At 71.0% G+C, this 24,432-nt stretch carries 18 protein-coding genes and 2 pseudogenes; 12 read left to right on the top strand and 8 right to left on the bottom strand.

Going from position 1 to position 24,432, the window contains the following annotated elements:
• The first annotated feature begins 80 nt into the window (after window positions 1-80).
• The gene (gene gltB, locus R2J75_RS00330) at window positions 81-4,433 is read left to right on the top strand and encodes a glutamate synthase large subunit (RefSeq protein ID WP_243334752.1); all 4,353 of its coding nucleotides are present in this window, start codon (window positions 81-83) and stop codon (window positions 4,431-4,433) included.
• Window positions 4,434-4,449: 16 nt separating this feature from the next.
• Here the strand turns inward: gltB and kdsA are convergent, their stop codons facing one another.
• Entirely contained in the window at window positions 4,450-5,283 is an 834-nt protein-coding gene (kdsA, locus tag R2J75_RS00325; RefSeq protein ID WP_316410864.1) for a 3-deoxy-8-phosphooctulonate synthase, read from the bottom strand.
• 69 nt (window positions 5,284-5,352) lie between these two features.
• On the opposite strand from kdsA, the gene R2J75_RS00320 reads away from it, so the two are divergent.
• From R2J75_RS00320 to R2J75_RS00310, 3 genes are read left to right on the top strand one after another with little or no spacing between them, the layout of a single operon-like run.
• Entirely contained in the window at window positions 5,353-5,844 is a 492-nt protein-coding gene (locus R2J75_RS00320) for an Lrp/AsnC family transcriptional regulator (protein ID WP_243334756.1), read from the top strand.
• A 4-nt stretch (window positions 5,845-5,848) separates the two neighbouring features.
• Complete coding sequence (locus R2J75_RS00315; RefSeq protein WP_316410863.1) at window positions 5,849-6,409, top strand: cysteine hydrolase family protein; 561 nt, start codon at window positions 5,849-5,851, stop codon at window positions 6,407-6,409.
• Entirely contained in the window at window positions 6,409-7,836 is a 1,428-nt protein-coding gene (locus R2J75_RS00310; protein ID WP_243334760.1) for an NFACT RNA binding domain-containing protein, read from the top strand. The genes R2J75_RS00315 and R2J75_RS00310 overlap by 1 nt, the downstream gene beginning before the upstream one ends.
• Here R2J75_RS00310 and R2J75_RS00305 read toward each other — a convergent pair whose 3' ends face one another.
• Complete coding sequence (locus R2J75_RS00305) at window positions 7,837-8,112, bottom strand: HU family DNA-binding protein (RefSeq protein WP_243334762.1); 276 nt, start codon at window positions 8,110-8,112, stop codon at window positions 7,837-7,839.
• 93 nt (window positions 8,113-8,205) lie between these two features.
• Window positions 8,206-10,146: a putative bifunctional diguanylate cyclase/phosphodiesterase gene (locus tag R2J75_RS00300; RefSeq protein WP_243334764.1), complete on the bottom strand. Its 1,941-nt coding sequence runs from the start codon at window positions 10,144-10,146 to the stop codon at window positions 8,206-8,208.
• 102 nt (window positions 10,147-10,248) lie between these two features.
• Between R2J75_RS00300 and R2J75_RS00295 the strand changes: the two genes are divergently transcribed.
• Window positions 10,249-10,689, top strand: coding sequence for a hypothetical protein (locus R2J75_RS00295; RefSeq protein ID WP_243334766.1), 441 nt, complete (start codon window positions 10,249-10,251; stop codon window positions 10,687-10,689).
• Here R2J75_RS00295 and R2J75_RS00290 read toward each other — a convergent pair.
• Window positions 10,676-11,497: a MurR/RpiR family transcriptional regulator gene (locus tag R2J75_RS00290; RefSeq protein ID WP_243334767.1), complete on the bottom strand. Its 822-nt coding sequence runs from the start codon at window positions 11,495-11,497 to the stop codon at window positions 10,676-10,678. The two genes, R2J75_RS00295 and R2J75_RS00290, sit on opposite strands and share 14 nt — an antisense overlap.
• Before the next feature lie 54 nt (window positions 11,498-11,551).
• Window positions 11,552-12,559 (bottom strand): GTP 3',8-cyclase MoaA, encoded by a 1,008-nt coding sequence (gene moaA / locus R2J75_RS00285; protein ID WP_316410862.1) that lies wholly within the window; start codon window positions 12,557-12,559, stop codon window positions 11,552-11,554.
• Window positions 12,560-12,630: 71 nt separating this feature from the next.
• Between moaA and R2J75_RS00280 the strand changes: the two genes are divergently transcribed.
• The gene (locus R2J75_RS00280) at window positions 12,631-13,878 is read left to right on the top strand and encodes a hypothetical protein (protein WP_316410861.1); all 1,248 of its coding nucleotides are present in this window, start codon (window positions 12,631-12,633) and stop codon (window positions 13,876-13,878) included.
• Window positions 13,879-14,071: 193 nt separating this feature from the next.
• On the opposite strand, the pseudogene R2J75_RS19760 reads toward R2J75_RS00280, so the two are convergent.
• Together R2J75_RS19760 and R2J75_RS00275 are read right to left on the bottom strand one after the other, a co-directional pair.
• Window positions 14,072-14,266 (bottom strand): annotated as a pseudogene (locus R2J75_RS19760) (GxxExxY protein); the annotation flags it as partial.
• A gap of 136 nt (window positions 14,267-14,402) precedes the next feature.
• Window positions 14,403-15,130: pseudogene (locus tag R2J75_RS00275) on the bottom strand (IS5 family transposase).
• Window positions 15,131-15,375: 245 nt separating this feature from the next.
• Between R2J75_RS00275 and R2J75_RS00270 the strand changes: the two are divergent.
• A complete protein-coding gene (locus R2J75_RS00270; protein WP_316410860.1) occupies window positions 15,376-16,689 on the top strand; it encodes a tetratricopeptide repeat-containing S1 family peptidase in 1,314 nt (437 codons plus the stop codon).
• A gap of 37 nt (window positions 16,690-16,726) precedes the next feature.
• On the opposite strand, the gene recA is transcribed toward R2J75_RS00270, so the two are convergent.
• Entirely contained in the window at window positions 16,727-17,773 is a 1,047-nt protein-coding gene (recA, locus tag R2J75_RS00265; protein ID WP_243347206.1) for a recombinase RecA, read from the bottom strand.
• A 169-nt stretch (window positions 17,774-17,942) separates the two neighbouring features.
• Between recA and R2J75_RS00260 the strand changes: the two genes are divergently transcribed.
• The 5 genes from R2J75_RS00260 to bluB all read left to right on the top strand — a co-directional run bounded on the left by R2J75_RS00260 (window position 17,943) and on the right by bluB (window position 24,379).
• Entirely contained in the window at window positions 17,943-20,474 is a 2,532-nt protein-coding gene (locus tag R2J75_RS00260; protein ID WP_243332268.1) for an ATP-binding protein, read from the top strand.
• Window positions 20,475-20,552: 78 nt separating this feature from the next.
• Window positions 20,553-21,701: a response regulator gene (locus R2J75_RS00255; protein WP_243332270.1), complete on the top strand. Its 1,149-nt coding sequence runs from the start codon at window positions 20,553-20,555 to the stop codon at window positions 21,699-21,701.
• 1 nt (window position 21,702) lies between these two features.
• Window positions 21,703-22,920, top strand: a complete 1,218-nt coding sequence (locus R2J75_RS00250) for a cation:proton antiporter (RefSeq protein ID WP_316410859.1) — start codon at window positions 21,703-21,705, stop codon at window positions 22,918-22,920.
• Between the two features lie 46 nt (window positions 22,921-22,966).
• A complete protein-coding gene (locus tag R2J75_RS00245; protein ID WP_243332273.1) occupies window positions 22,967-23,692 on the top strand; it encodes a DUF4097 family beta strand repeat-containing protein in 726 nt (241 codons plus the stop codon).
• A 54-nt stretch (window positions 23,693-23,746) separates the two neighbouring features.
• On the top strand, window positions 23,747-24,379 hold the full coding sequence (bluB, locus tag R2J75_RS00240; protein WP_243332275.1) for a 5,6-dimethylbenzimidazole synthase: 633 nt from the start codon (window positions 23,747-23,749) through the stop codon (window positions 24,377-24,379).
• Window positions 24,380-24,432 lie beyond the last annotated feature (53 nt).

The following is a 24,432-nucleotide window of genomic DNA, read 5'->3' as shown; positions in this document are numbered from 1 at the left end:
TTGTTGTTTCAAGCACTTTTCCCTGGCCCTTCGCCCGGAGCCTCCTACATTCCGGGGCAGACCCTTGCCGGAGGGATGCCATGGCCCAGGACGAGCCTCACCAGCGAAGCTTCCGCCCCGCGGAGGAACGGGACGCCTGCGGCGTCGGGTTCGTCGCCTCCCGCACCGGGGTCGCCTCCCACGGGGTCCTCCGGGAAGCGCTGGACGCCCTGGGCTGCATGGAGCACCGGGGCGCCTGCGGGGCGGACCGCATCACCGGGGACGGGGCCGGCGTCATGACCGACATCCCCTGGGACCTCCTCGGCTACCGGCGGGGCCAGGTGGCCGTGGCCAACCTCTTCATGCCCCAGGATCCGGACCGGCGGGCCCGCTCTCTGGACGTCTTCTGCGCCACCATGGCGTACCACGAGCTCCCGGTGCTGGATTTCCGCGACCTCCCGGTGGATCCCCGGGGGCTGGGGGAGGAGGCCGCCGCCACCCGGCCGGCCATGGTCCAGGCGGTGCTCAGGCGCCCGGCCCACTGTCGGACCGACTCCGCCTTCAACCGCCTCCTGTACTTCGTGAAGCAGGAGGTGCGGACCAAACAGGCCGACCAGGGCATCAAGGGGGCCTTCTTCTTCGCGTCCCTGTCCGGCTCCACCGTCGTCTACAAGGCGCTCACCCAGGCCGACGCCCTGGAGGCCTTCTACCTGGACCTGCGGGACCCCCGCTTCGTGACCCGCTTCGCCCTCTTCCACCGGCGCTTCTCCACCAACACCCGCACGAGCTGGGACAAGGCCCAGCCCTTCCGCCTCATCGCCCACAACGGCGAGATCAACACCATCGCCGGCAACCGGTCCTGGGCCCACGCCCGGGAGCGCTCCATCGGCCTGCGCCGGGACGAGCTCCTCACCCACGCCGGCATCAGCGATTCCGGGAGCCTCAACGAGATGGCCGAGGCCCTGATGCACCGCAGCGCCATCCCCCACCTCGAGGACATCCTGGCGATCATGATGCCCCCCGCCGGGGGCCGCCAGGGCCGGAGCCCCTTCTACGATTTCTGGAGCCGCGCCATGGAGCCGTGGGACGGGCCCGCGATCATCCTCTACTCCGACGGCAACACCGTGGGCGCCCGTCTCGACCGCCACGGCTTCCGTCCCAGCCGCTGGGCCCTCACGGAGGACGCCTTCTACCTGTCCAGCGAGGCGGGCGCCTTCGGGATCCCCGAGGGCCGCATCCTCCGCAAGGGCACGCTCCATGCGGGCACCGGGGTGAAGGTGGACCTGGGCACGGGCCGGGTCCACTTCCGCGACCCCTCCATCTCCCGGGGCAACCGGGACGCGGGGTTCGATCCGCGCACCCTCCCCTTGAGGAGCCTGCCGGCCCCGGAGCCCGGGGAGCCCGCGCCCGCCCTGGCCCAGCGCCAGCTGTTCTCCCTCACCGAGGAGGAGCAGGAGCGGCTGCTGTTCCCCATGGCCGCCGCGGGGCGGGAGCCCATCGGCTCCATGGGCGACACCGCCCGGCCCAACGTCTTCTCCGTGGAGCACCGCCCCTTCTTCGACTACTTCTACCAGAGCTTCGCGCAGGTGACGAACCCGCCCCTGGACTACCTGCGGGAGGAGAACGTCACCGACCTGCGGATCCACCTGGGCCGCCGTCCCAACATCTTCTTTCCCAAGGACCTGCTCCCCCCCGAGCCCGCCATCGAGGCCCCGCGGCCGGTGCTGACCCTGGGGGAGATGCGCTTCCTCCACGAGCTCTCCCGCAAGACCCCCTCCACCAGCCCCATCATCCCCCGGCGCTTCTCCATGACCTGGGACCGCGCCGCGGGGCCCGCGGGCTTCAAGCCGGCCGTGGACGCCCTGGCCGCCGAGGTGCTGGCGGCGGTGGAGCGGGGCTGTCCCATCGTCCTCCTCAGCGACCGCGACGCCTCGCCGGAGCGGCCCCCCATCCCGGGCCTCGTCGCGCTCCGGGCCGTCGTCACCGCCCTCAACCGCTCCGGCCTCAAGCTGGACGCCTCCGTGGTGATGGAGACGGGGGAGGCCCGCACGCCCCACCACGTGGCGGCGCTCCTCAGTTTCGGGGCCTCGGCCGTGTGCCCCTACCTGGCCCTGGGCATCGCCCGGGGCGACGACCACCGCCTCACCGCCGGGCTCTCCCCCGACGCCCGCGAACGGAACCTGGTGGAGGCGCTCGTCTCGGGCCTCCTCAAGATCATGAGCAAGAGCGGCATCTCGGTGCTGCAGAGCTACGTCAGCTCCAAGCTCTTCACCGCCATCGGGCTCGGCGACGAGCTCATGGAGAACTTCTTCCCCGGCGACGCCAGCCCCATGGGGGGCATCGGCTACCTGGAACTGGCCGGCGACGTCCTGGAGAAGACGGCGCTCCCGGCGGATCCGGACCGCCTCCTGAACACCTGGCAGTTCCGGGAGAACCCGCAGGGCGGGGGCGAGGTCCACGCCATGACCAGCGCCCGGGCCCGCGCCGTCCACCGCATGGTGGAGCCGGGCCTCGAGCCGGCCGAGGCCGCCGCGCGCTACCGGGAGTACCTGGCCCTGGGGGCCGCCGCGGAGCCGGTGGCGGTGCGCCACCTCTTCGACCTCGCGGGGGAGCGCCCCCTGCCCCTGGAGGCCGTGGAGCCCGAGGAGGCCATCCTGGCCCGCTTCGGGGCGGGGGCCATGAGCTTCGGGGCCGTCAGCGCCGAGTCCCAGCGCGACCTCATCCTCGCCATGCGCGAGGTCGGGGGCCGGTCCAACAGCGGCGAGGGCGGCGAGAACCCGTTCTTCGAGACGGAGGGGATCACCGCCTCCACCAAGCAGGTCGCCTCGGCCCGCTTCGGCGTGACGGCCCGGTACCTGGTCACCGGCCAGGAACTCCAGATCAAGGCGGCCCAGGGCGCCAAGCCCGGCGAGGGCGGCCAGCTCATGGCCGTCAAGGTCACCGAGGAGATCGCCCGGGCCCGGTTCTCCATGCCCGGGGTGGACCTCATCTCGCCCCCCCCGCTCCACGACATCTACAGCATCGAGGACCTCAAGGAGCTCATCTTCGAGCTGCGCCAGGTGCACCCCGCCGCGGAGATCAGCGTGAAGCTCGTCTCCGGGGCGGGGCTGGGCACCATCGCCGTGGGGGTGGCCAAGGCCGGGGCGGACATCATCTACGTGGCCGGCGGGGACGGGGGCACCGGGGCCGCCACCCTCGGCTCCATGAAGCACGCGGGCCTGCCCGTGGAGTTCGGCCTGGCCGAGGCCCACCGGGCCCTGGTGGAGAACGGCCTGCGGGACAGCGTGCGCCTCCGGGCCGACGGCGGCCTCCTCACCGGGCGCGACCTGGTGGTGATGGCCCTCCTGGGCGCCGACGGCTTCGATTTCGGCAAGCTGCTCCTCGTCGCCGAGGGCTGCGTCATGGCCCGCGTCTGCGAGAAGAACACCTGCCCCGCCGGCATCGCCACCCACGATCCCCGGGTGAAGGCCCGGTACCGGGGGGACAAGGACCGGATCGTGCGCCTCCTGCGCCTCCTGGCCGGCGAGGTGCGGGACCACCTGGCCGCCCTGGGGGTGGCCTCGCTGGGGTCCATCGTCGGCCAGGCCGAGCGGCTTCGCCCCGCGGCCCGGCATGCCGCCTTCATCCGGGACCGGCGCATCCGCCTGGACCGGTTCATGGCCCCCGCCCCCCCCGCCCCGGGCCAGGTGCGGCCCCTGCGGGAGCCCGTGTCGGAGCTGAACGCCCGCCTCCTGGCCGAGGCCCGGGCGGCCATGGCCCGCGGGACCGGCCTGGAGGCCGCCTACCCCGTGCGCACCACGGACCGGGCCGTGCTCGCCACCCTCTCCGGCCACCTGGCCGCCGCGGGGAGCCCGCCCCCGGCCCCCCTCCGCTTCACCTTCCGGGGCAGCGCCGGCCAGGGCTTCGCGGTGTTCCTGGTGGCGGGGATCGAGGCCACCCTCTTCGGGGAGGCCAACGACAGCGTGGCCAAGGGCATGTCGGGCGGACGGGTCGTCGTCCGGCCTTCCCCCGAGGCGGCCTTCGTCCCGGAGGAGAACGCCATCCTGGGGAACTGCGCCCTCTACGGCGCCACGGGCGGGACCCTCTACGCCCACGGCCTCGTCGGGGACCGCTTCGCCGTGCGGAACAGCGGCGCCACCGCCGTGGCCGAGGGGGCGGGTCTCCACGCCTGCGAGTACATGACCCGCGGCACCGTGGCCATCCTGGGTCCCGTCTCCCACAACGTGGGCGCGGGCATGACCGGGGGCCGCCTCTTCCTGGACCGGCGCCGGGAGGCCCACGTGAATGCCGCCTACCTGGAGGCTCGTCCCCTGGACGAGGCCGCGGCCCGGGATTTCCAGGCCCTGCTCTCCGACTACCTGGCCGCCACCGGCAGCGCCACCGCCCTCCGGCTGCTCACCCATTGGGCCGAGACGCTGGCCACCTTCGGGCTCTACGTTCCCCGGCGGACCTGAACCGGGGGAGGACGGATCAGGGGTGGGCCGCCGGGTCCGCGAGGGTGGCGGCGCGGCTCGCCCGCCAGATGGCGAGGAGCTGGTCCAGGAGGTCGCCGAAGGCGTCCAGGCGGATGGCGTTGGGGCCGTCGCTGAGGGCCTTGGAGGGGTCCTCGTGCACCTCGAAGAAGAACCCGTCCACGGCCGTCGCGGCCGCACGAGCGAGCGTTGGGATCATCTCCCGGGCGCCGCCCGTGGCGTGGCCCAGGGCGCCGGGCTTCTGGACGCTGTGGGTGGCGTCGAAGACCACGGGGCAGCCGGTTCGGCGCAGGTGGGGGAAGCCCTGGAAGTCCACCACGAGGTTGCCGTAGCCGAAGCTGGCCCCCCGCTCCGTCACCCAGACGGGGCCGTGCCCGTCGACGGTGCGGACCTTGTCCACGGCGTGGCGGAGGTCCCATGGGGCGAGGAACTGGCCCTTCTTGATGTTCACGGCCCGGCCGGTGGCCCCCGCCGCCAGGAGCAGGTCCGTCTGCCGGCACAGGAAGGCGGGAATCTGGAGCACGTCCACCGCCGAGGCCACCAGGGGGCACTGGGCGGACTCGTGCACGTCGGTGAGCACCGGGACGCCGTGGCGGGTGCGGATCTCGGAGAGGATGTCGAGGCCCTCCTCCAGGGAGGTCCCCCGGTAGCTGTCCTTGGAGGTGCGGTTGGCCTTGTCGAAGCTGGCCTTGAACAGGAAGGGGATCCCCCGGGCCTCCGCCAGGTCCCGCAGGCTGGACGCCAGGAAGTGGGCGTGGTCCCGGCCCTCGATGACGCAGGGCCCCGCGATGAGGAAGAAGCTGCGTTCGGTGTGCGGTGTGCTGAAGTCCATGACGTCCCCTGGCCTGCCCGGGACCCGCGGCCCCGGATGTGACATCCTATTGTCTCAGGAGCCCCCGCCATGCCGAAGAACTTGATGACGGACGACCTCAATCGCCGCCTGGTGGCCTGTCTCCAGAAAGAGGGCCGGATCAGCCACGCCGAGCTCGCCGAGCGCCTGGGTGTCAGCCGCCCCACCGTCATCGACCGCATCAAGCGCCTGGAGGCCGACGGGGTCATCAGCGGGTACAGCGCCAACGTGAGCCCCGAGGCCGTCAACAAGCCCTGCGTGGCCTTCGTCGCGGTGCGCTTCCACTCCGGCGGCGACGACCTCGCCGAGGACCGCTTCCTCCAGGCGCTGGAGAAGGAGCCCGACGTCCTCGCCGCCTACAGCACCGCCGGCGCCGACTGGCTCCTGCTGAAGGTGGTGGCCGAGACCCCCCTGGACCTCCACGTGCGCCTCCGCCGCATCAAGGGGCTGGGGCCCCACGTGACCACCCGGACCACGATGGTCCTCAAGACCTATTTCGAGAAGATCGGGCCCTCCCCCTTCACCGAAGTCCTGGCGGAGTAGGATCATGTCCATGCTGCCCCGCACCACCGCCCTCCTCCTCGTCGACGTGCAGAAGGCCTGGGACGACCCCTTCTGGGGGGAGCGCTGCAATCCGGACGCGGAGGCCAACCAGCTGGCCCTGGCCGAGGCCTTCCGCCGCCAGGGCCTCGAGGTCGTCCACGTGCGCCATGACAGCCGGGACCCCGATTCGCCCCTGCACCCCGACGAGCCCGGCCACGCCTTCAAGGAGGCCACGGCGCCGCTCCCCGGCGAGGCGCAGTTCCGCAAGAGCGCCCACTGCGCCTTCGTGGGCACGGGCCTCGAGGCCCACCTCCGCGCGCGGGGGGTGGACCGGCTCGTGATCGCGGGCTTCACCACGTGCCACTGCGTCTCCACCACGGCGCGGCTCAGCTGCGACCTCGGCTTCAAGACCGTCGTGGCCGGGGACGCCTGCGCCGCCTTCGCCCTGGAGGGTCCGGACGGGGCCGCGATCCCGGCCCAGGTCCTCCACGACCTCGCCCTGGCCGAGCTCCACGGGGAATTCGCCATGGTCCTGCCCACCGAGGCGCTCCTCCAGCTCCTCTGATGGACGCGCCGCTCCTCCTCGCCCTCGCCCACGCCCGCCGCCTGGCCGGCGAAGGCGCCATCCAGGGGGTCTGGTGCGGCCCCCGCGCCCTGGGCCTCCAGTGGGCCCCGGACCGCCGGGGCGGGCTGGACCCGGGCCTGGCCTGGGTCTTCCTGCTCAACCCCGCCCCGGAGCTGTGGCTCCTCCACGAGCGGGACGAGGCCTGCGTCCAGCTCAAGGCCGAGGCCCGGGGGGACCTGTCGCGGCGGTGGGCCCTGGAGCTGAAGGGCGCCCGCCTCACCGAGGTGGAGGGGGACCCCCGGGAGCGCTGGGTGGGCCTGGTCTTCCGCCGGCGCGCCGTCACCGGCCGCATCGAGGCCACCCGCCTGGCCTTCCAGGCCTTCCCTGGCCGGGCCGGAGTCCGACTGGACGGCCTGGACCTCAACCCCGCCCGCATCGGCCTGGGCCAGCCCTTCCCGCCCACCGCGCCGGAACCGCGGGGGGAGCCGCCGGCCTTCCTCCGGTGGCGGGAGGCGTTCGGGGAGCGGCTTCTGGCCGCCCTGGGCGGGGAGCTTCCGGAGGTGCTGCCCGGCGAAGGGCCCCTCCTCGTCCGCCATCGCGCCTGGAGCCTCGCCCGGGCCGAGAAGCTCATCCTGGCCCCCCGCCAGGCCCGCACCGACCGGAAGCTGGTGGCGGAGCGGAAGCGGCTGGAGCGCTACCGGGAGGCCCTTGCCGAGGACCGGGCCCGCCACACCCGGGCCCTGGAGCTCCGGCCCCGGGCCCAGGCCCTCGCCGCCGAGCTGTACCGCCTGAAGGGGCGCGCCGGCGAGGTTGAGCTCACCGACGGTACCCGGCTACGCTTGCCCGATGGGCAGCGCGCGGAGGAAACGGCCCAGCGCTGGTTCACCGCCGTCAAGCGGGCCGAACGCGGCCTCGAGCGGGTCGCGGATCTGGAGCAGGAACTCCAGCGGCAGTTCCGGGACCTGGCGCGGCGGGAGGCCGCGCCCCCGCCCCTGGAGAAGGCGCCCCTGAAGGAAAGGAAAGGCATGGACAGCAAGCCCCCCAAGGAAGCCAAGCGCGCCGACGGCAAAGGCCGCGCCTACCGGAGCGTGATGGTGGACGGCTTCGAGGTGCTGATCGGCAAGGGCGACGCGGACAACGACCAGCTGACCTTCAAGGTGGGCGCGCCCCTGGACCTCTGGCTCCACGTGGCCGGCACCCCCGGCAGCCACGTGATCGTGCGCAACCCGGACCGCCTCTCCGACTTCCCCCGCCCCGTGGTGGAGCGCGCGGCGGAACTCGCGGCCTTCTTCAGCAAGGCCCGGGACGGCGGCAAGGTGGAGGTCCACTACTGCCGCGTGGCGGACGTCTCGAAGCCCCGCGGGTTCCCGCCGGGCAAGGTGCTCCTGAAGACCTGGAAGAGCGTCCGCGTCTATCCGAAGGAATAGCTACTCGGCGTTGATGTCGCGCAGGTCCTTGCCGGGCTTGAAGCGGATGCTGCGGCCCTTGGGGATGTCCACGCTGGCGCCGGTCTTGATGTTGCGCCCCATGCCGCGCTTGCGCGGGCGCGGCTCGAACACGCCGAACCCCCGGATCTCGATGCGGTGCCCCTCCAGCAGGGCCTTCTTCATGCGGTCGGTGAGAAGATCAACAACCTGCAGGGCCGTGGCCTTGGACACGGGCAGCGTCTGCATGAGGGTTCCGGCGATATCGATCTTGATCATGAGTGCCTCAACCGTTAGACGACGGGTTCCAGTTCAATTTGCGAAGCACGGGCGTGCAACATTAATAACAGGTGGCAGATACCAGGGGAAGGTTCATTGAGAAAAAGATGAACCCGGCCAGCGCGGGTCCTGGGCCAGGAGGGCTTCCGCCGCCTCCGGGGGGAGGGGCCGCGAGAAGTGGTAGCCCTGGCCTTGGTCGCAGTGCAACCGCTGCAGATGCTGCATTTGCTCCTGCGTCTCAATGCCTTCCGCCGTCACGCGCATGCCCAGGGAGCGGGCCAGGGAGATGACGGCGGCCACGATGGCGGAACTTTCCGGGTCCCGGCCGATCCCTTCCACGAAACTCTTGTCGATCTTCAGGGTGTCCACGGGGAAGCGCTTCAGGTAGCCCAGGCTCGAGTAGCCCGTCCCGAAGTCGTCCACCACCAGGTGGATGTCCATGCTCCGAAACACCTTCATGGCCTCCAGGGAGGCCTCGGGGTCCCGCATCATGATGCTTTCGGTGATCTCCAGCTTCAGGCTTCCGGGCTCCAGGTCGGCGGCGTGGAGGGCCCCCAGGACCGTGTGGATGAGGTCCCGGTGCTGGAACTGGCGGGCGGAGATGTTCACGTTCATGAGCCGGGGCTGGCCGGTGGGGAACTTGCGGCGCCATTCGCCGGCCTGGCGGCAGGCCTCCTCGAGCACCCACTTGCCCAGGGGCACGATCAGGCCCGTCTCCTCCGCGAGGGGGATGAACTCCAGGGGCGGCACCATGCCCCGCTCGGGGTGCCGCCAGCGCACGAGGGCCTCGAAACCCTCGATGCGGCCGGTGCGGAGCCCCACGACGGGCTGGTAGTGGAGCACGAACTCGTTCCGCTCCAGCGCCCGGCGCAGGTCGGCGTCCATGTGGAACCGCGCCAGGGCCTGGGCGTTCATGCTCGGATCGAAGATCTCGATGGAGCCCTCCCCCTTGGCCTTGGCCCGGTACATGGCCACCTCGGCGTCCCGCAGGAGTTCGGCCGGGATCGTGTCGGACCCGGTGCTGATGGCGATGCCCATGCTGCAGGTGGTGAAGACCTCCTGCCCGTTCAGGGTGAAGGGCTGGACGAAGCCCTGGGCGATGCGGTCGGCCACGTTGATGCCGTCGTTCACGGACAGGATGTCCTCGAACAGCACGGCGAACTCGTCGCCGCCCAGGCGCGCGACGGTGTCCTCGGGCCGCAGGCAGCCCCGGAGGCGGTTGGCCACCTGGACCAGGAGCTTGTCCCCCGCCTCGTGGCTGAGGCTGTCGTTCACCACCTTGAACCGGTCGAGGTCGAGGAAGAGGACGGCGGAGAAGAACTTCCGGCGGTCGCTGCGGAGGATGGCCCGGGAGAGGCGCTCCATGAAGAGGGCCCGGTTGGGCAGGCTGGTGAGGCTGTCCCTCAGGTGGTGGAGGGTCAGCTCCGCCTCGGTGGTCTTCTGCTGCGTCACGTCCTCGAGGGTGCAGATGACCTCCGCCACGGCGCCGGCCACGTCGCTCCGGGGCTGGGCGGACACGGAGATCCAGGCCCACTCGCCGCTGTCCTCGCGCTCGACGCCCAGGACGATGCCGGTGATCTTCCGTCCGCAGGACAGGGCCCGGTTCCAGGGCAGTTCGTCATCCTCCAGGCCGTCCCCGTCGCCGTCGATGATGGAAAGGGCGGGGCGCGTCCAGTCCAGGGCCATCATCTTCTCCAGACTCAGGCCCAGCAGGGCCGGGGCCCGGCGGTTGGCGAGGGCCATGCGCCCGGAGGCGTCGATGGTGACCACGCCGATGGGGAGCAGGTCCACATAGGCGCGCAGCTCCTCCTCCGCGGACCGTCGGAGCTCGCGCTCCCGCAGGATGGCGGCCCTCGCGCGGAGCAGATCCCGGATCATGAAGAAGGCGAAGACGGCGAGGCAGAGCAGGGTCAGGACCAGGATGCCCGCCAACGTCCCGGCCGGGGCCGCCAGCAGCAGGGGAAGGGAACACGCGGCGCCATCCCGCCCCCCGAAGGGGCGTGCCGGTGGTCGCTGGGGTTCCTCGTGGGCCATGACTGCGTCTCGCGGGAGGGGGATCCGCTTGGGTAAAATCATCTTACAAGGTAGATTCTTTCCGGGAACATCAACGAGGGCAATGGTGTCCGGGGAGGGGCCTTGGAAGAACTGGAAATATTCATTACCAAGGCCCAGGCCTGCCTGAAGCATCCGCAGGAGCGCCAGCGCGCCGAAGCCCTGCTGCGCCGGTGGGCGGCGCTGTGGGCCGGCCCGCGCCGGGCCCTGGCCACCACCTTCTCCAACCACGGGGCCTTCCTCCACTTCGACCAGCTGATCGGCACCACGTGGGCGCACGTCTTCTCCTTCCACGCCGCGCCCCGGCACGGGCTGTCCATGCGCGGCCCCGACACGGACCGCATGCGGAAATCGCACAAGCTGCGCGCCAACCCCCTGGACCGCTCCGGCCTCGACGCGGTGTACGACGCGTGGTCCGCCCGGCCCGAAGGCCGTCCCGCGGGCAACGCGGTGGAGTTCCTCCTGGACGAGACCTCCGACGAGACCTGGGAGGCCTGCCTCCAGGACGCGCTTACGCGTCTTTGACGAACTGGGGCTTGGCCACCCGGTCCGCCTCGCGCACGCGCCGGATGGCCTCCTCGCGCTCCGAGGCCGCCAGGGCGGTGGCGATGCCGTGGGAGAGCACGGAGAAGGCGGCCAGGCTGTGCGAATACAGCAGGTTCTCGCCCGCCACCGGCAGGGTCGCGTCGGCCAGGCGCGCGATGGGCGCCCCCAGCTTGTCGGTGAAGGCCAGGATGCGGATGCCCTTCTTGCGGGCGTAGGCGGCCGCGTCCAGGGTCTCCGTGGAATAGGGGTGGAAGCTGAAGGCGATGAGCAGATCGCCCGCGTCCAGGTTGGAGGCCTGGGCGGCGAAGTCCGCAGGGCTGCCCTCCACCGTCGGCAGACCCGCCTGGGTCAGCAGGTAGGCCAACTGGCCCGCCATGATGGCGGACACGCCCCGGCCCACCGCCACCCGGTGGCGCGCGGACTTGAGGCTCCGCACCACTTCCTGGAGCAGGGCTTCGTTCACCCCGTGGACCATCTGCTCGATGTTGGCCACGTCGCGGCGCGCCACCTCCAGGAGGGTCGCCGCGGCCTCCTCCGGCGCCTGGAAGAGGCGCTCACCGCTCTTGTCCCGCTTGCGGGCCTGGGCGACCAGGGCCTGCCGGAGTTCGAGGAAGCCGGAATAGCCGAGCTTCTGGGCGAAGCGCACCACGGTGGCCACGCTGCTCTGGCTGTGTTCCGCCATCTCCTCCACCCCCCAGAAGGCGGCGTCCCCCATGCGGGCCAGGATGCAATCGGCGATTCGCCGCTGGCTGGAGGAAAGCCCCCGCGCATCCTGGAGCCTTGCCACGATGGAAACCTTCTGCGGCGTCATGGCCCTAGGGTAGCAGCCGGAAATTTTTTTTCATCCGCCGATGTGGAACATCTCAACTTTGGGCAGACCGGCCGTTCCTTCCGTGCGCCGTTCCGAGTAGCGGTCGTCGCGCCGACGCCAGCCCTCCGCGATGAGGGCCCGCAGATCGGCGTCCGAGGCCCCCGCCCGCAGGGGGCCCTTGAGGTCCAGCCCCTGGGCCGCGAAGAGGCACGTGTACAGGACCCCCGACGCGGACAACCGGGCCCGGTCGCAGCCCCGGCAGAAGGGTTCGGTCACGGAGGCGATGAGTCCCAGCTCCCCCGCCCCGTCGGCGTAGACCCAGTGCTGGGCCACGCAGTTGCCCTTCGGGCAGGCCCGGCGCGCCAGGGGCCAGCGCGCCGAGACCCGGGCCGCCACCTCCCGGGCCGGCACCACCTGGTCCAGGCGCCAGCCGTTTCCCGTCCCGGCGTCCATGTATTCGATGAACCGGAGGGTGTGGCCCCGCTCCCGCGCGAAGGCGGCCAGGGGCAGGATGTCCTCCTCGTTGACCCCCCGGCGCAGGACGCAGTTCAGCTTGACGGGCCGGAAACCCGCCTCCGACGCGGCCTCCAGGCCCGCCAGCACCTGGGCGAGGGGGACCGTCGAATCCGACAGCTCGGCGAAGCGGCCCGGATCCAGGGAATCCAGGCTCACGGTGAGCCGGTGCAGGCCCGCCTCGCGCAGGGCGCGGGCCTGGGGCGCAAGCAATGAGCCGTTTGTCGTGAGGGCCACATCCCGGATGCCGGGCACCCCGGCGATCCCGGCGACGAGGGTGGGCAGGCCGTGGCGGAGGAGGGGCTCCCCCCCGGTCAGGCGGACCTTCTCAACCCCCGCCGAGACAAAGACGCGCGCCAGGCGTATGATTTCTTCGAAGGTGAGGACTTCCTTCCGATCCAGGAACGCGAAGTCCGCGCCGAACCTGTCCCGGGGCATGCAGTATGGGCACCGGAAATTGCATCGGTCGGTGACCGAGATGCGCAGGGCCCGCAGGGGCCGATCCAGTGAATCCGAGACCTTCATGGTTCCAGATTACGTCAAACTGGAGACCCCCGACCAAACCAAACAGGAACCCTTCCCAGGCTGGACCCCCCATGGCTTTCTTCTCCCGATTCTTCGCTTCCGCCGACAAGACGCCCCTCCCCACCCTCGAGGAGCTGATGGCCGAGCGGCAGATCCCCCTCGACCTGCCGGGCCTGGAACCCTTCAAGGTGGAATTCCAGCACCTCCGCGCCGCGGAGCGCGTCCGCTGGGCCGATGCCCTCGCCGAGAGCGTGGCGCACGGCTGGCCGCTGCCTCCCGACTGGGTGGACGCCCAGTTCGACCTGCGGCCCGAGGTGGTGCCCCTCTGGATGGCGGAGCGGGACGGTCGCTACTATCGCCCTTTCATCGAAGGTCTGGCGGTTCGCATCCTCGCCTGTGGCCAGGTCATCCCCGAACCCTGGCTGACCCTCTGGGGCCTGGGCGCCCCCGATCTCATGGACCGGGCCATGGACCAGCTGCGGGAGGCCTCCAAGGACAAGCCCTTCCAGCGCCTGCCCACGGGCATCTACCAGGGGGTCTTCGATGACGGCCAGGCCGCCAGCCGCCTCCTCGCGCCCGAACTGTGGGAGGGCCTCTTCCCGGGCCAGAACACCTTCGTCGCCGTGCCCTCCGAGGACCGGATCCTCATCGCGCCCCAGGTGCTGCTGCCCAAGCTCGTCGAGGCCATCACCACGTCCCTGGGCGGCCCCGGCCGCCGCATCGCGGCCACCATCTACCAGCGCGTCCACGAGCACCTGCTGCCGGCCAACCTCCAGGATCCGCACCCCATGGCCCAGCCCCAGCGGGAGCTCCGCCAGTCGGACCTCGCCGAGGCCTACCGCGCCCAGGAGGCCGCCCTGCCCGCCGAGCTTGGCCACCCCGCGCCCCTGGGCATGCTCCGCACCCAGCAGGGCCGCTCGGTTAGCCTGACCACCTGGCAGGAGGGCGACGCCGTCCTGCTGCCGGAAAGCGACCTGGTGGGCTTCCTGGCGGCCACGGGCCAGCCCCTGGGCATCTACTTCCGCCAGACCCTGCCCCGCATCTCCGAGCTGCACGGCACCCCGGTGGACATCTGGGGCCCCCGCCGCCTGCGCTACGAGGGCTTCCCCACGGCCGCCCAGCTCGAGCGCCTGGAGTGCTTCGCCACGCCCGAACAGATGGCCGCCCTCATCAAGGGCGCCGCCCAGCCCGCCGCCCACCGCCCGACCCCCGCGGCCCTGGCCAGCCAGGCCCAGCAGGGCGCCCTGTCGGCTCAGGCGAGCAGCCCCGTTCCGGCCCACCTCCGCGGCCTGAGCCTGGGTGTCCAGAGCGACGACTAGGGTGTGTTCGTAATCTAGGATAGTAATGGCTAATACCCATCCGTGCCGGAGCATGGGGGAGCCGGAATAGTGAGTCTGTGCTGCAGTGCCTGATGGCGCCGCGCATTCGCAGCATCCTATTGGAACGCGGAGGCGCGGAGGATCTCGCTGAGGCTCGCGGAGAAAGGATCAAGCCCACAAGCCCCCTCCACTCGATATCCAGGAAAACCTCCCGCTTCACCTTATGGCCGGCCAGTCTCAGGGAGTGCGCCAGACAGACCTTGTAGGGATCTTCCAGGAGTCCGTGCCCCAGAGCCTTCTGGATCTCGATGGCCTCCCCGATGATGGCCTGGGTGATCTCCTTGTGCGGATGATCCTCCCCGTCGACCTCTCCCCAATGCCTTCCCATCACGCCTCCCGTTGGGACGTGTCATTGGGAGGTGGCAGGTTCCAGGAGCGCTTTCCTCCGCGACCCTCTGCGAGATCCTCCGCGCCTCCGCGTTTCATAGGATCAATGAGGATCCGGAACGCTTGTCACCCTCCGCTCATAGCCTCAGCCAGATCACGATGCAGGCCAAAGCCACCTGGGCTGAGAAACTTCGCGCCGTTTTGTCGAACCTGGTGGCCAGCGCCCTGAACTGTTTGAGCTTGGCGAACCCATGCTCGATGGCATGGCGGGCCTTGTATAGGTGTGAGACCCAGGCCGCCGGATTCTTGCGCCGGGGATGAGGTGGGATGACGGCTGTCGCACCCATGGCCTCGATCGCCTTCCTTACCGGGTTCCCATCGTAGGCCCGATCTCCGAACACGTACTCTGCCTGCCAACCGCACAGCAATCCTTCAGCAGACCGGCTTTCATGGGCTTGCCCCGGAGTGACCAGGAAATCCAAAGGATTACCGTGGGCATCGCAGATCAAATGGATCTTGGTCGAGCATCCACCCCGAGATCGTCCGAGCGCCTGGTTCCAGAGCCCCCCCTTTTGCCTGCTGAAGGTTGATGAGCGCGAAGGATGGTGCCATCCAGCATGACCCACTCCAGGTCGGCTTCCTTGCGCAGGAACTCCAGGATCCTTTGCCACACGCCGCGCTTGGTCCAGGCCTCAAATCGCGTGTACACGCTTGTCCAAGGTCCAAATTCCTCCGGCAGGTCCCTCCACGGCGCCCCAGTCCTGTGCCTCCACAGGATCGCCTCCACCATGGGACGGTTGGGGTGACGGGATCGCCCCATCCCTCCACGCTCTGGCGGAAGGAGCGGTTCAAGCTTTGCCCACATGGCATCGGTCAGGAAACGTCTCGGCATCGTTACCCCAGGAAAATTCGTGGTGTACGAGCCTTTACGTATGAGTACAAGTTAACTATTTATCTAATCTATAGATTCCGAACACAGCCTAGGCTTGGATTCCCCGCTCCGACGGGGCCACGGGCGCGCCCCGGCCACGCGGGCTGCGAAAGGAAGCCGGATCGATCCTATGATGGGTGGATCCGCCCCCCGCTGTGCCGCCCGAAGGAGACCCTTCCATGCGCCTTCCCTGGATCCTGGCGCTGAGCGCCTCCGTCCTGCTGGCGCAGCCCGCGCCGGGACCGGCTTCCCCCCAGCCAGCCCCCCTGGACCGCATGGCCCGGAGCCTCGTGCGGATCCGGGCGGAGGTCGCGCCCGGACGGTACCAGCAGGGCAGCGGCGTGGTCGTGGCGTCCGGGCAGGTCGTCACCAATGCCCATGTGGTGAAGAATGCCTACCGCATCGTCGCCTTCCAGGGGGACCGCGTCTGGGAGGCCAGCGCCCTGTGCATCGCCCCGGACCGGGACCTGGTCATCCTCCGCCTGCCGGGATTGCTCCTCCCTGTGGCTGAACCGGCGCCCGCGGAGCGGGTCCGGGCGGGCGAGGCGGTGGTGGCGGTGGGCTTCGGCGGCGGGCCCGTCCTGGGCCAGGAGCGGGGGCGCATCACGGCCCTCTGGTCCTTCCGCGGGAGCCACCTCATCCAGACGAACACGCGTAACCGGCCCGGCAGCAGTGGCGGCGGCCTGTTCACGGAGGACGGCTACCTGCTGGGGATCACCACGTTCAACGTGCCGGTGGCCGAGGCCATGGATTTCGCCGTGCCCGCCGACTGGGTCCTCTCCCTGGTTCGCGGGCGCGGGGAGGACGCCCCCCTGGCCTGCCCGGCCATCGTGGAAGACCGGCTGCTCATGGACTTCACGGACCTCATGGGGGAGGATCCCCGGAACCAGGCGCACTGGGAGGCCTTGACCCGGGCCTGGGTGGCGGGCTCCCCCCGCGACGCGGCCGGCTGGTATGCCCGGGGCACCGCCCTGGACACCCGCTACCGGGCCCACCCGGAGGACGCCGCCCTCCTCGGGGCGGTCATGGAGGCCTACCAGCGCGCCGTGGACCTGGACCCCCGCTACACCAAGGCCTGGAACAACCTGGGCTCCGCCCTCGATTCCCTCAACCGCTTCGCCGAGGCCCAGACGGCGTTCCGGCGCGCGCTCGCCGCCCGCCCCGACTACGGACTGGCCTGGCTCAACCTGGGGGCGAGCCTCCTCAACAGCGGGCGCCTCCAGGAGGCCATCCCCGCCCTGGAGCAGGGACTCGCCCTCCAGGGCGACCACGCGGAGAGCTGGGCCCGCCTGGCCTACTGCGAGGCGAGCCTGGGCCGGGGGAAGGCGGCCGTGGCGCACTACCGGGTGGCCCTCCGCTATGCCCCCTACCGCCTGGAGTGGTGGGCCGACATCCGGCGCGTGAGCCTACAAGCTGGCGACAAGGCCACCGCGAAGGAGGCCGAGGGGCACTTGCGGCTCAGAAGCCCGTCCCAGAACGGGACCGGCTCCTGAACCCCCCGGGGGCATGCCCCCCGCACGCCCCCGGATCTCAGGCGCGAAGCCCGACCTTGGCCCGGATGAGGCCTTCCACCTCGTCGGCCAGTTCGGGGTTGTCGGCGAAGAGCTTCTTCACGTTCTCGGCGCCCTGGCCCAGGCGGGAATCCTTGTAGCTGTACCAGGAGCCGCTCTTCTGGATGATCTCCAGCTGGGTGCCGAGCTCGACGAGCTCGGAGGTGCGGCTGATGCCCTCGCCATACATGATGTCGAAGGTCGCCACCTTGAGGGGCGGCGCCACCTTGTTCTTCACCACCTTGACCTTCGTCTTCTTGCCGATGACGGAGGAATCCTCGTCCTTGGCCGCCACCAGGGGATCGCCGGTGTTGCCCTTGATGCTCTGGATGCTCCGCACGTCGAGGCGGACCGAGGCGTAGAACTTGAGGGCGTTGCCGCCGGTCGTCGTCTCGGGGTTGCCGAACATGACGCCGATCTTCATGCGGATCTGGTTGATGAACACGACGCAGGTGTTGGTGCGGCTGATGGAGGCCGTCATCTTCCGGAGGGCCTGGCTCATGAGGCGCGCCTGGAGGCCCACCTGCATCTCGCCCATCTCGCCGTCGATCTCGGCCTTGGGCACGAGGGCGGCGACGGAGTCCACGACGATGATGTCGAGGGCGCCGCTGCGCACCAGCTGGTCGCAGATCTCCAGGGCCTGCTCGCCGCTGTCGGGCTGGCTGATGAAGAGGTTGTCGATGTCGACGCCCAGCTTGCGGGCGTAATCGGGATCGAGGGCGTGCTCCGCGTCGATGTAGGCGGCCAGGCCGCCCTTCTTCTGGGCCTGGGCCACCATGTGGAGGGCCAAGGTCGTCTTGCCGCTGGCCTCGGGGCCGTAGACCTCGACCACCCGGCCCTTGGGAACGCCGCCGACGCCCAGGGCCGCGTCCAGGGAGATGGAGCCCGTGGAGATGACGTCGATGCCATCCATGTTCAGGGTGTCGCCGAGCTTCATGATGGCGCCCTTGCCGAAGGACCGTTCGATGTCCGCCAGGGTGCGGTTCAAAACTTTGAGACGGTCGTCCTGCTCATTGGCGGTGGCCATGGATCACTCCGGAAGTCGGCGGGGGGTTTCGAGGGGGACTGGAACCCGACCCCCCAAGCATGGGGGTAAAAAGCGAAAAAAACAAGAATTTTTTTCCGGACCAGGTCGGCCGCCATGGCTTTCGCCGGTCCTACCGATAGTATGGATGGGTTCGCCCGATCCGCGCCCCATGGACTTCCACCCCGTTCTCGCCCGGCATCTGGCCGGCCTTCAGGCCGGCGGCATGACGCTGCCCGATGGACCGGCCTGGGACGGCTTCCTCCGGGACCTGGATGCGCGCCTGTTCGCGTCGGACGCCCAGACAAGCGACCTGAACCGCCTCCAGGCCCTGGTGAACCACCTGCGGGAGGTGCTCTTCCAGATCGACCGGGAGGGCTGCTGGTCCTTCCTGAACCCCGCCTGGCGGACCCTCACGGGCTTCGACGTGGAGGAGAGCCTCGGCCAGCCCTTCCTCGGCCACATGCACCCCCTGGACAAGGGCCGCTACCTCAACATGCTGACCTACGCCATGGAGACGGGGGGCGACACCGTCCACGGCGAGTTCCAGTTCCGCACCCGCGAGGGCAAGTACTTCTGGGTGGAGATGTACACCCGCATCACCACCGACGGCGAAGGCCAGGTGATCGGCGTCTCGGGGACGATGAACGACATCACGGAGCGCAGGCTCCACCAGGCCGCCCTGAACACGCTGACCTCGCGCCTCCAGGCCCTCATCGAGAACATCCAGGGCGCCGTGCTCGTGGAGACGGAGAACCGCAGCATCGCCCTCCTCAACGAGCCCTTCTGCCGCATGTTCGACATCCCCGTCGCGCCCCGGCTGCTCACGGACAGCGACGCCACGGAGCTGCTCGACATGGCCCTGCCGGCCTTCCAGTTCCCCCAGGACTTCCTCGAGCTCCAGGCCAGCCTCATGGCCGAGCGCCGCGTGAGCACGGGCCTGGAGGTTCCCCTCGCGGACGGGCGCGTCCTCTCCATGGACTTCGTGCCCATCGAGGCCGGGGACGAGGCCCTCTTCGGCCACTTCTGGCTCTTCACCGACATCACGGAGCGCAAGCGCAGCGAGGCCCAGCTCGCCCAGGCCGCCCTCGACATGGAGATGAAGAACTGGGAGCTCAGCCAGGCCCGGGACGAGGCCGTGCAGCTGGCGGGCCTGAAGTCCGAGTTCCTCGCCAACATGAGCCACGAGATCCGCACGCCCATGAACGGCGTCATCGGCATGACGGAGCTGCTCCTGAACACGACGCTGTCCGGCGAGCAGATGGACTACGCCACCACCATCCGCGCCAGCGCCGGCACCCTGCTCCGCCTCATCAACGACATCCTGGACTTCTCCAAGATCGAGGCCGGGAAGCTGGAGCTGGAGCGCATCGGCTTCGACCTCCAGGGGCTCCTGGACGACCTCCTCGCCATCCTCGGCTTCAAGGCCCACGGCAAGGGCGTGGAGCTGGCCACCTGGGTGCAGGGCACCGTCCCGCCCCGCCTCGTGGGCGACCCGGTCCGCCTCCGGCAGGTCCTCTCGAACCTCACGGACAACGCGCTGAAGTTCACCGCCGAGGGCTCCGTGGTCATCCGGGTGCGCCTCGAGGCGTCCGACGAGGCCGGGGTCACCCTGCGCTTCGAGGTCCGGGACACGGGGATCGGCCTCGCCCCGGAGGTCGCCGCCCGCCTCTTCCAGTCCTTCTACCAGGGGGACTCCTCCACCACGCGCAAGTACGGCGGGACCGGCCTGGGCCTGGCCATCTGCAAGCGCATCGCGGAGCTCATGGGCGGCGGCATCGGCGTCGACAGCGTCCCCGGCGAGGGGAGCGTCTTCTGGTTCACGGCCCGGTTCGCCCTCCAGGAGGGTTCCCAGGGGCACGGGCTTCCCGGCGCCGACTTCCGCTTCTTCCTGGCCGGCCTGCCCGCGGCCACGGAGGAGGTGCTCGACGGCCAGCTCCGGGAGTGGGGCTACGCCTGCCGGCGCATCGAGGCCGGGCCCGCGGGCGTCGCGGTCCTCCGCGAGGCCTGCGCGGGCGCCGCGGAGCGGAGCCTCCTGGTGTTCGGGGCCGAGGGCGGCCTGTCGGAGGCGATGCTCGGCTTCCTCCAGGCCGTGCGGGAGGCGCCGGACCTGGCCGGCCTCAGGCTGGTCATGGCCCATTCCCTCTACGAGAAGGAGGAGGCCCGCAGGCCGACCTCCCTGCCCATCTCCGAATTCCTGCCGCTGCCCATGCGGAAGACCCACCTCAAGGCCCTCCTCGACCGGAACCTCGACACCCTCGAGCCGCCGGTGGTGGCCGAGGCGGCGCCTCCGGCCGAGGGCCGGGCCTCCGCCGCGCGCCTCCTGGTCACCGAGGACAACGCCGTCAACCAGAAGGTGGCCCTCGCGATCCTGAAGAAGCTCGGCTTCACCGCGGAACTGGCCTCCAACGGCCGGGAGGCGGTGGAGAAGGTGCAGGCGGGGACCTACGATCTGGTCTTCATGGACTGCCAGATGCCCGAGATGGACGGTTTCCAGGCCACCCGCGCGATCCGCGAGCTGGAGGCCGGCGGCCGCCGGACGCCCATCATCGCCATGACGGCCAACGCCATGCAGGGGGATCGGGAGCGATGCCTGGAGGCGGGCATGGACGACTACGTGCCCAAGCCCATCACGATTGTGGATCTCAAGGCCGCCCTGGGACGCTGGGTGGGACCCCTCGACGGGGCGCAACCGGAGGGGTGACACCGGGGGAAGGGGGGTATACTCGGGAAAAACAGGCAGCCCCTTCCGGGGAGCCCCGCCCCCCCCGAGCCCGCAGAGATGCCCGATCCCGTCCGCACCATCGAAGACACCTGGTCCATCCGGATGACCCTCCAGCGGCTGTGCATGGCCGGATCCAAGGTGTCGCTCGGGTGCCGCGACAAGCGTGGCCTCTTCCAGATCCTCTTCCAGGAGGCCGGCCGGATCGGCGTCCGCCTGGGCCCCCAGGACCTGGACGCCTGGGCCCTCGCGCCGGAGGAGAGCGTCTCGGTGACCCTCGAGGACCGCGGTTTCCGGTACGAGACGGTCGTGGCCTTCATCGGCCCCGCGGACCTGGAGGGCGTGCCCTGCGCGGCCTTCACCCTCCCCCGGACGCTGCGCCGCGCCGACGACCACCGCCTCGCCCATTTCGCGCCTGACACCGCCACCCCCGTCACCTTCAGCAACAGCAAGAACGCGGTCCTCGACGGCGAGATCCGCGGCTTCGGCTACGACGGCTTCGAACTTGCCCTGCGCGACACCTCCCGGCGCATCGAGGAGGTCCTGCGCATGGGCGAGGAGTCCACCCTGGACCTCGCCCTCGAGGACGGCCTGCTCCTCACCGCCTCGGCCCGCGTCGCCTACTTCGGCGCCAACTACGTGGGCATGAAGTTCACGGAGCGCGTGGACCGCACGCTCCTGGGCCAGTACCGGACCTGGCTGGACACCCAGCAGCGCCTGCAGGCCCAGCGGGACCGCGAGAGCCTGGAATCGGGCCGGATGCCCCAGAAGGGCGCCACCCTGCCCGCGGTCCGCCAGTGGGTGGACCGCGACCCCTCCGTCCTCGTGCTGACGGAGCGGGAGGATTTCGCCCGGCACCTGTCCGAGGCCCTGGGCCGCAAGTTCGGGGTGCTGAGCCTCGACTACATCACCGGGCCCGTGAAGCCCCTCCTCAAGCCCTTCGGCGCGGGCGACGGGGGCTGGGGCCGGGTCAAGCTGATCCTCGTCCACAACCACCTGCGCCTCGCCAGCCCCCTGGAGCTCACCCGGCAGATCGTGGAGCAGGAGCGCTGCCCCCTCCCCATCGTGCTGGTCGGCACCGAGGAGGACGAAGGGCTGAAGCGGAACCGGGCCCTGGCCGCGGGAGCCGTGGACTACCTCCCCGTGGAGCCCTTCCGGATCCTCAGCGTGATCCGGAAGCTGGACGAAACCCTCAAGCTCTTCGCCTAGGATGCACGGAGACCTGGCCCCCATCCTGGCCCTCCTGGCCCTGCTCTGGCTCGCGGCCAAGGTGGGCGGGGAGGTGGCGGTCCGCCTGCGCCTGCCCTCGGTCGCGGGCGAGCTCGCGGCCGGCATGGCCCTGGGGGCCCTCCACCGGTTCCTGCCCGCCTTTCCGGACCTGGGGGCCCACCCGGCCCTGGCGCTCCTGGGCGACCTGGGCGTCGTCGTCCTCATGTTCGCGGTGGGGCTGGAATCCACCCTGCCGCAAATGCTGCGCGTGGGCCTGCCCTCCCTCCGGGTGGCCGTGGTGGGGGTCGTCGCGCCCATGGCCGCGGGGCTGCTTGGCGCCCGCTTCCTCCTGCCGCCCGGAACCCCCTTCCTGGTGGACCTCTTCGCGGGGGCCTGCCTCTGCGCCACCTCCATCGGGATCTCCGCCCAGGTGCTGAAGGAGCGGGGCGCGGCGCGCTCCGAGGAGGGCCGCGTCATCGTGGGCGCGGCCGTGGTGGACGACGTCCTCGGCCTCCTCGTCCTCACCGGCGTCTCCGGGGCCGTCCTGGCCGCGGGCGCCGGGGGCGGGATGCCCTGGGGCCGGCTCGCCCGGGAGCTGGGCTTCGCCCTGGCCTTCCTCGCCGCCGCCCTGGGGCTGGGCCGCTTCGTCACCCCCCCCCTGTTCCGTCTGGCCAATCGTTTCCGCAGCGAGCAGGTGCTCCTGCCCTCCGCCCTGGGGTTCGCCTTCCTGCTTGCCTGGCTTGGCAGCCTGGCCGGACTGGCGGCCATCGTGGGCGCCTACGCCGCCGGCCTCATCCTGGAGCCGGCCCACGTCCAGAGCCTGCAGGAGCGGGAGCTGCGGCGCCTGGAAGACCTGGTCCAGCCCCTCGTCGTCGCCCTCTCCCCCCTCTTCTTCGTCCTGATGGGGACCCGGGTGGACGTGGCCGTGCTCGCCGCCCCCCGCACCCTGGCCTTCGCCCTGGTCCTGGCCGGCCTGGGCACCCTGGGCAAGCTGGCGGCGGGGTTCGCCGCCGGCCGGGGCCTGCGGCCCTGGGTGGTGGGCTGGGGCATGGTCCCCCGGGGCGAAGTCGGCCTCATCTTCGTGGCGGCGGGCGCCTCCCTGGAGCTGGGGGGCGCCCCCCTGCTGCCGCCCCCGGTCCAGGCCGGCATCGTCGGCGCCCTCCTCCTCACCACCCTGGCCGGCCCCCTGGGGCTCGACCGCACCCTCGGCAGGCCATAAACGGACCCCCGTCCCCCCCCGTAACTTGGGGCATACGGAGGGACCCATGCACCCGCTTCGCCCCCTTGCGGCCATCATCCTGGCCCTGCCCCTGGCGGCCCAGACCGTCACCATCCAGCCCGCCCCCGGCGCCGCCGCCCGGGAGGTGCGCACCGTGCCCTTCACGGCCGGCGCGGTCCTCCGGGTCAAGAACGTGAACGGCCACGTCCACGTCACCGTCTGGGACCGCCCCGAGGCCGAGTTCACCGGCGCCTTCAAGCCCGCCCGGAGGGGGGAGCAGGTCAAGGTGGTCCTGGAGCCCCGCCGCGGCGGCGTGGAGGTCACCGCCGAGTATCCGAAGCACAGCGACAACGGCCCGGCCTGCGACATGGACCTGAAGGTCCCCCGCACGGCCCGCGTCGTGGTGGAGTCCGTGAACGGCGCCGTCGAGGTGCGCGACCTGGAGGGCAGCGCCGACTGCCGCACGGTGAACGGCGCCATCGAGGTGGACGGCGCCGCCGGCGGCCTCAAGGCCGAGACGGTCAACGGCTCCATCCGCGCCCGCCGGATCTCCGGCGACATCTCGGGCAAGACGGTGAACGGCGCCATCACCCTGAAGGCCCAGGCGCTCAGGGGCCGCCTGGAGGCCAGCACCCTCAACGGGGACCTGCGCATCACCGCGCCCGGGGCCCGCGACGTGGTCATCGGCAAGCGCAACATGGAGGCCACCTTCGGCGACGGCCAGGGCAAGGTGAAGCTCCACACCCTCAACGGAAGCATCACGGTGGAGTGAGGGTCGCGTAGACTGGAGGCGCCGCCCCCCTTTGCCGGGGCGGGCCTCCCGCCCATGCCCGCCTTCCCCTCCGAATTCCAGGTCCAGCTCCGCGAGCTCTTCCGTCTCCGCCGGGACGTGCGGAGGTTCCGCACGGATCCCGTGCCCGACGAACTGGTCCTGGAGCTCCTGGGCGCGGCCCACCTGGCGCCGTCGGTCGGCCTCAGCCAGCCCTGGCGGTTCATCCTGGTCGAGGATCCGGGGCGCCGCCAGGCCGTGATCGACGAGTTCCAGAGGGCCAACGACGCCGCCTCCTCCATCTACGACTCGGAGCGGGCCCGGCTCTACCGGAGCCTCAAGCTCGCGGGCCTCCGGGAGGCGCCGGTGCACCTCCTGGTCTGCGTGGAGACCGACCCCGACGCGGGGCACGGCCTGGGCCGGCAGACCCAGCCCGCCACCCTGCGGGATTCGGCCGTCTGCGCCATCCAGAACCTCTGGCTCACCGCCCGCGCCAAGGGCGTCGGGGTGGGCTGGGTGAGCATCCTCGAGCCCGAGCGCCTCCGGGAGGTCATGGGCCTGCCCCCCACCTGGGACTGGGTGGGCTACCTCTGCATCGGGTGGCCCCAGGAGGAGCCGGAGGTCCCCGTGCTCCAGACCGCGGGCTGGGACCACCGGCATCCCCTGGAAGCGCACCTCCTGCGTCGCTGAGGGGGCCGGGGCCCGGCTATCATGGACGTTCCCCCCGTCCAGGTAGGAGATCG

The sequence above is a fragment of the Mesoterricola sediminis genome (assembly GCF_030295425.1).
Taxonomy (GTDB): Bacteria; Acidobacteriota; Holophagae; order Holophagales; family Holophagaceae; genus Mesoterricola; species Mesoterricola sediminis.
This window is presented reverse-complemented; position numbering and strand designations above follow the sequence as displayed.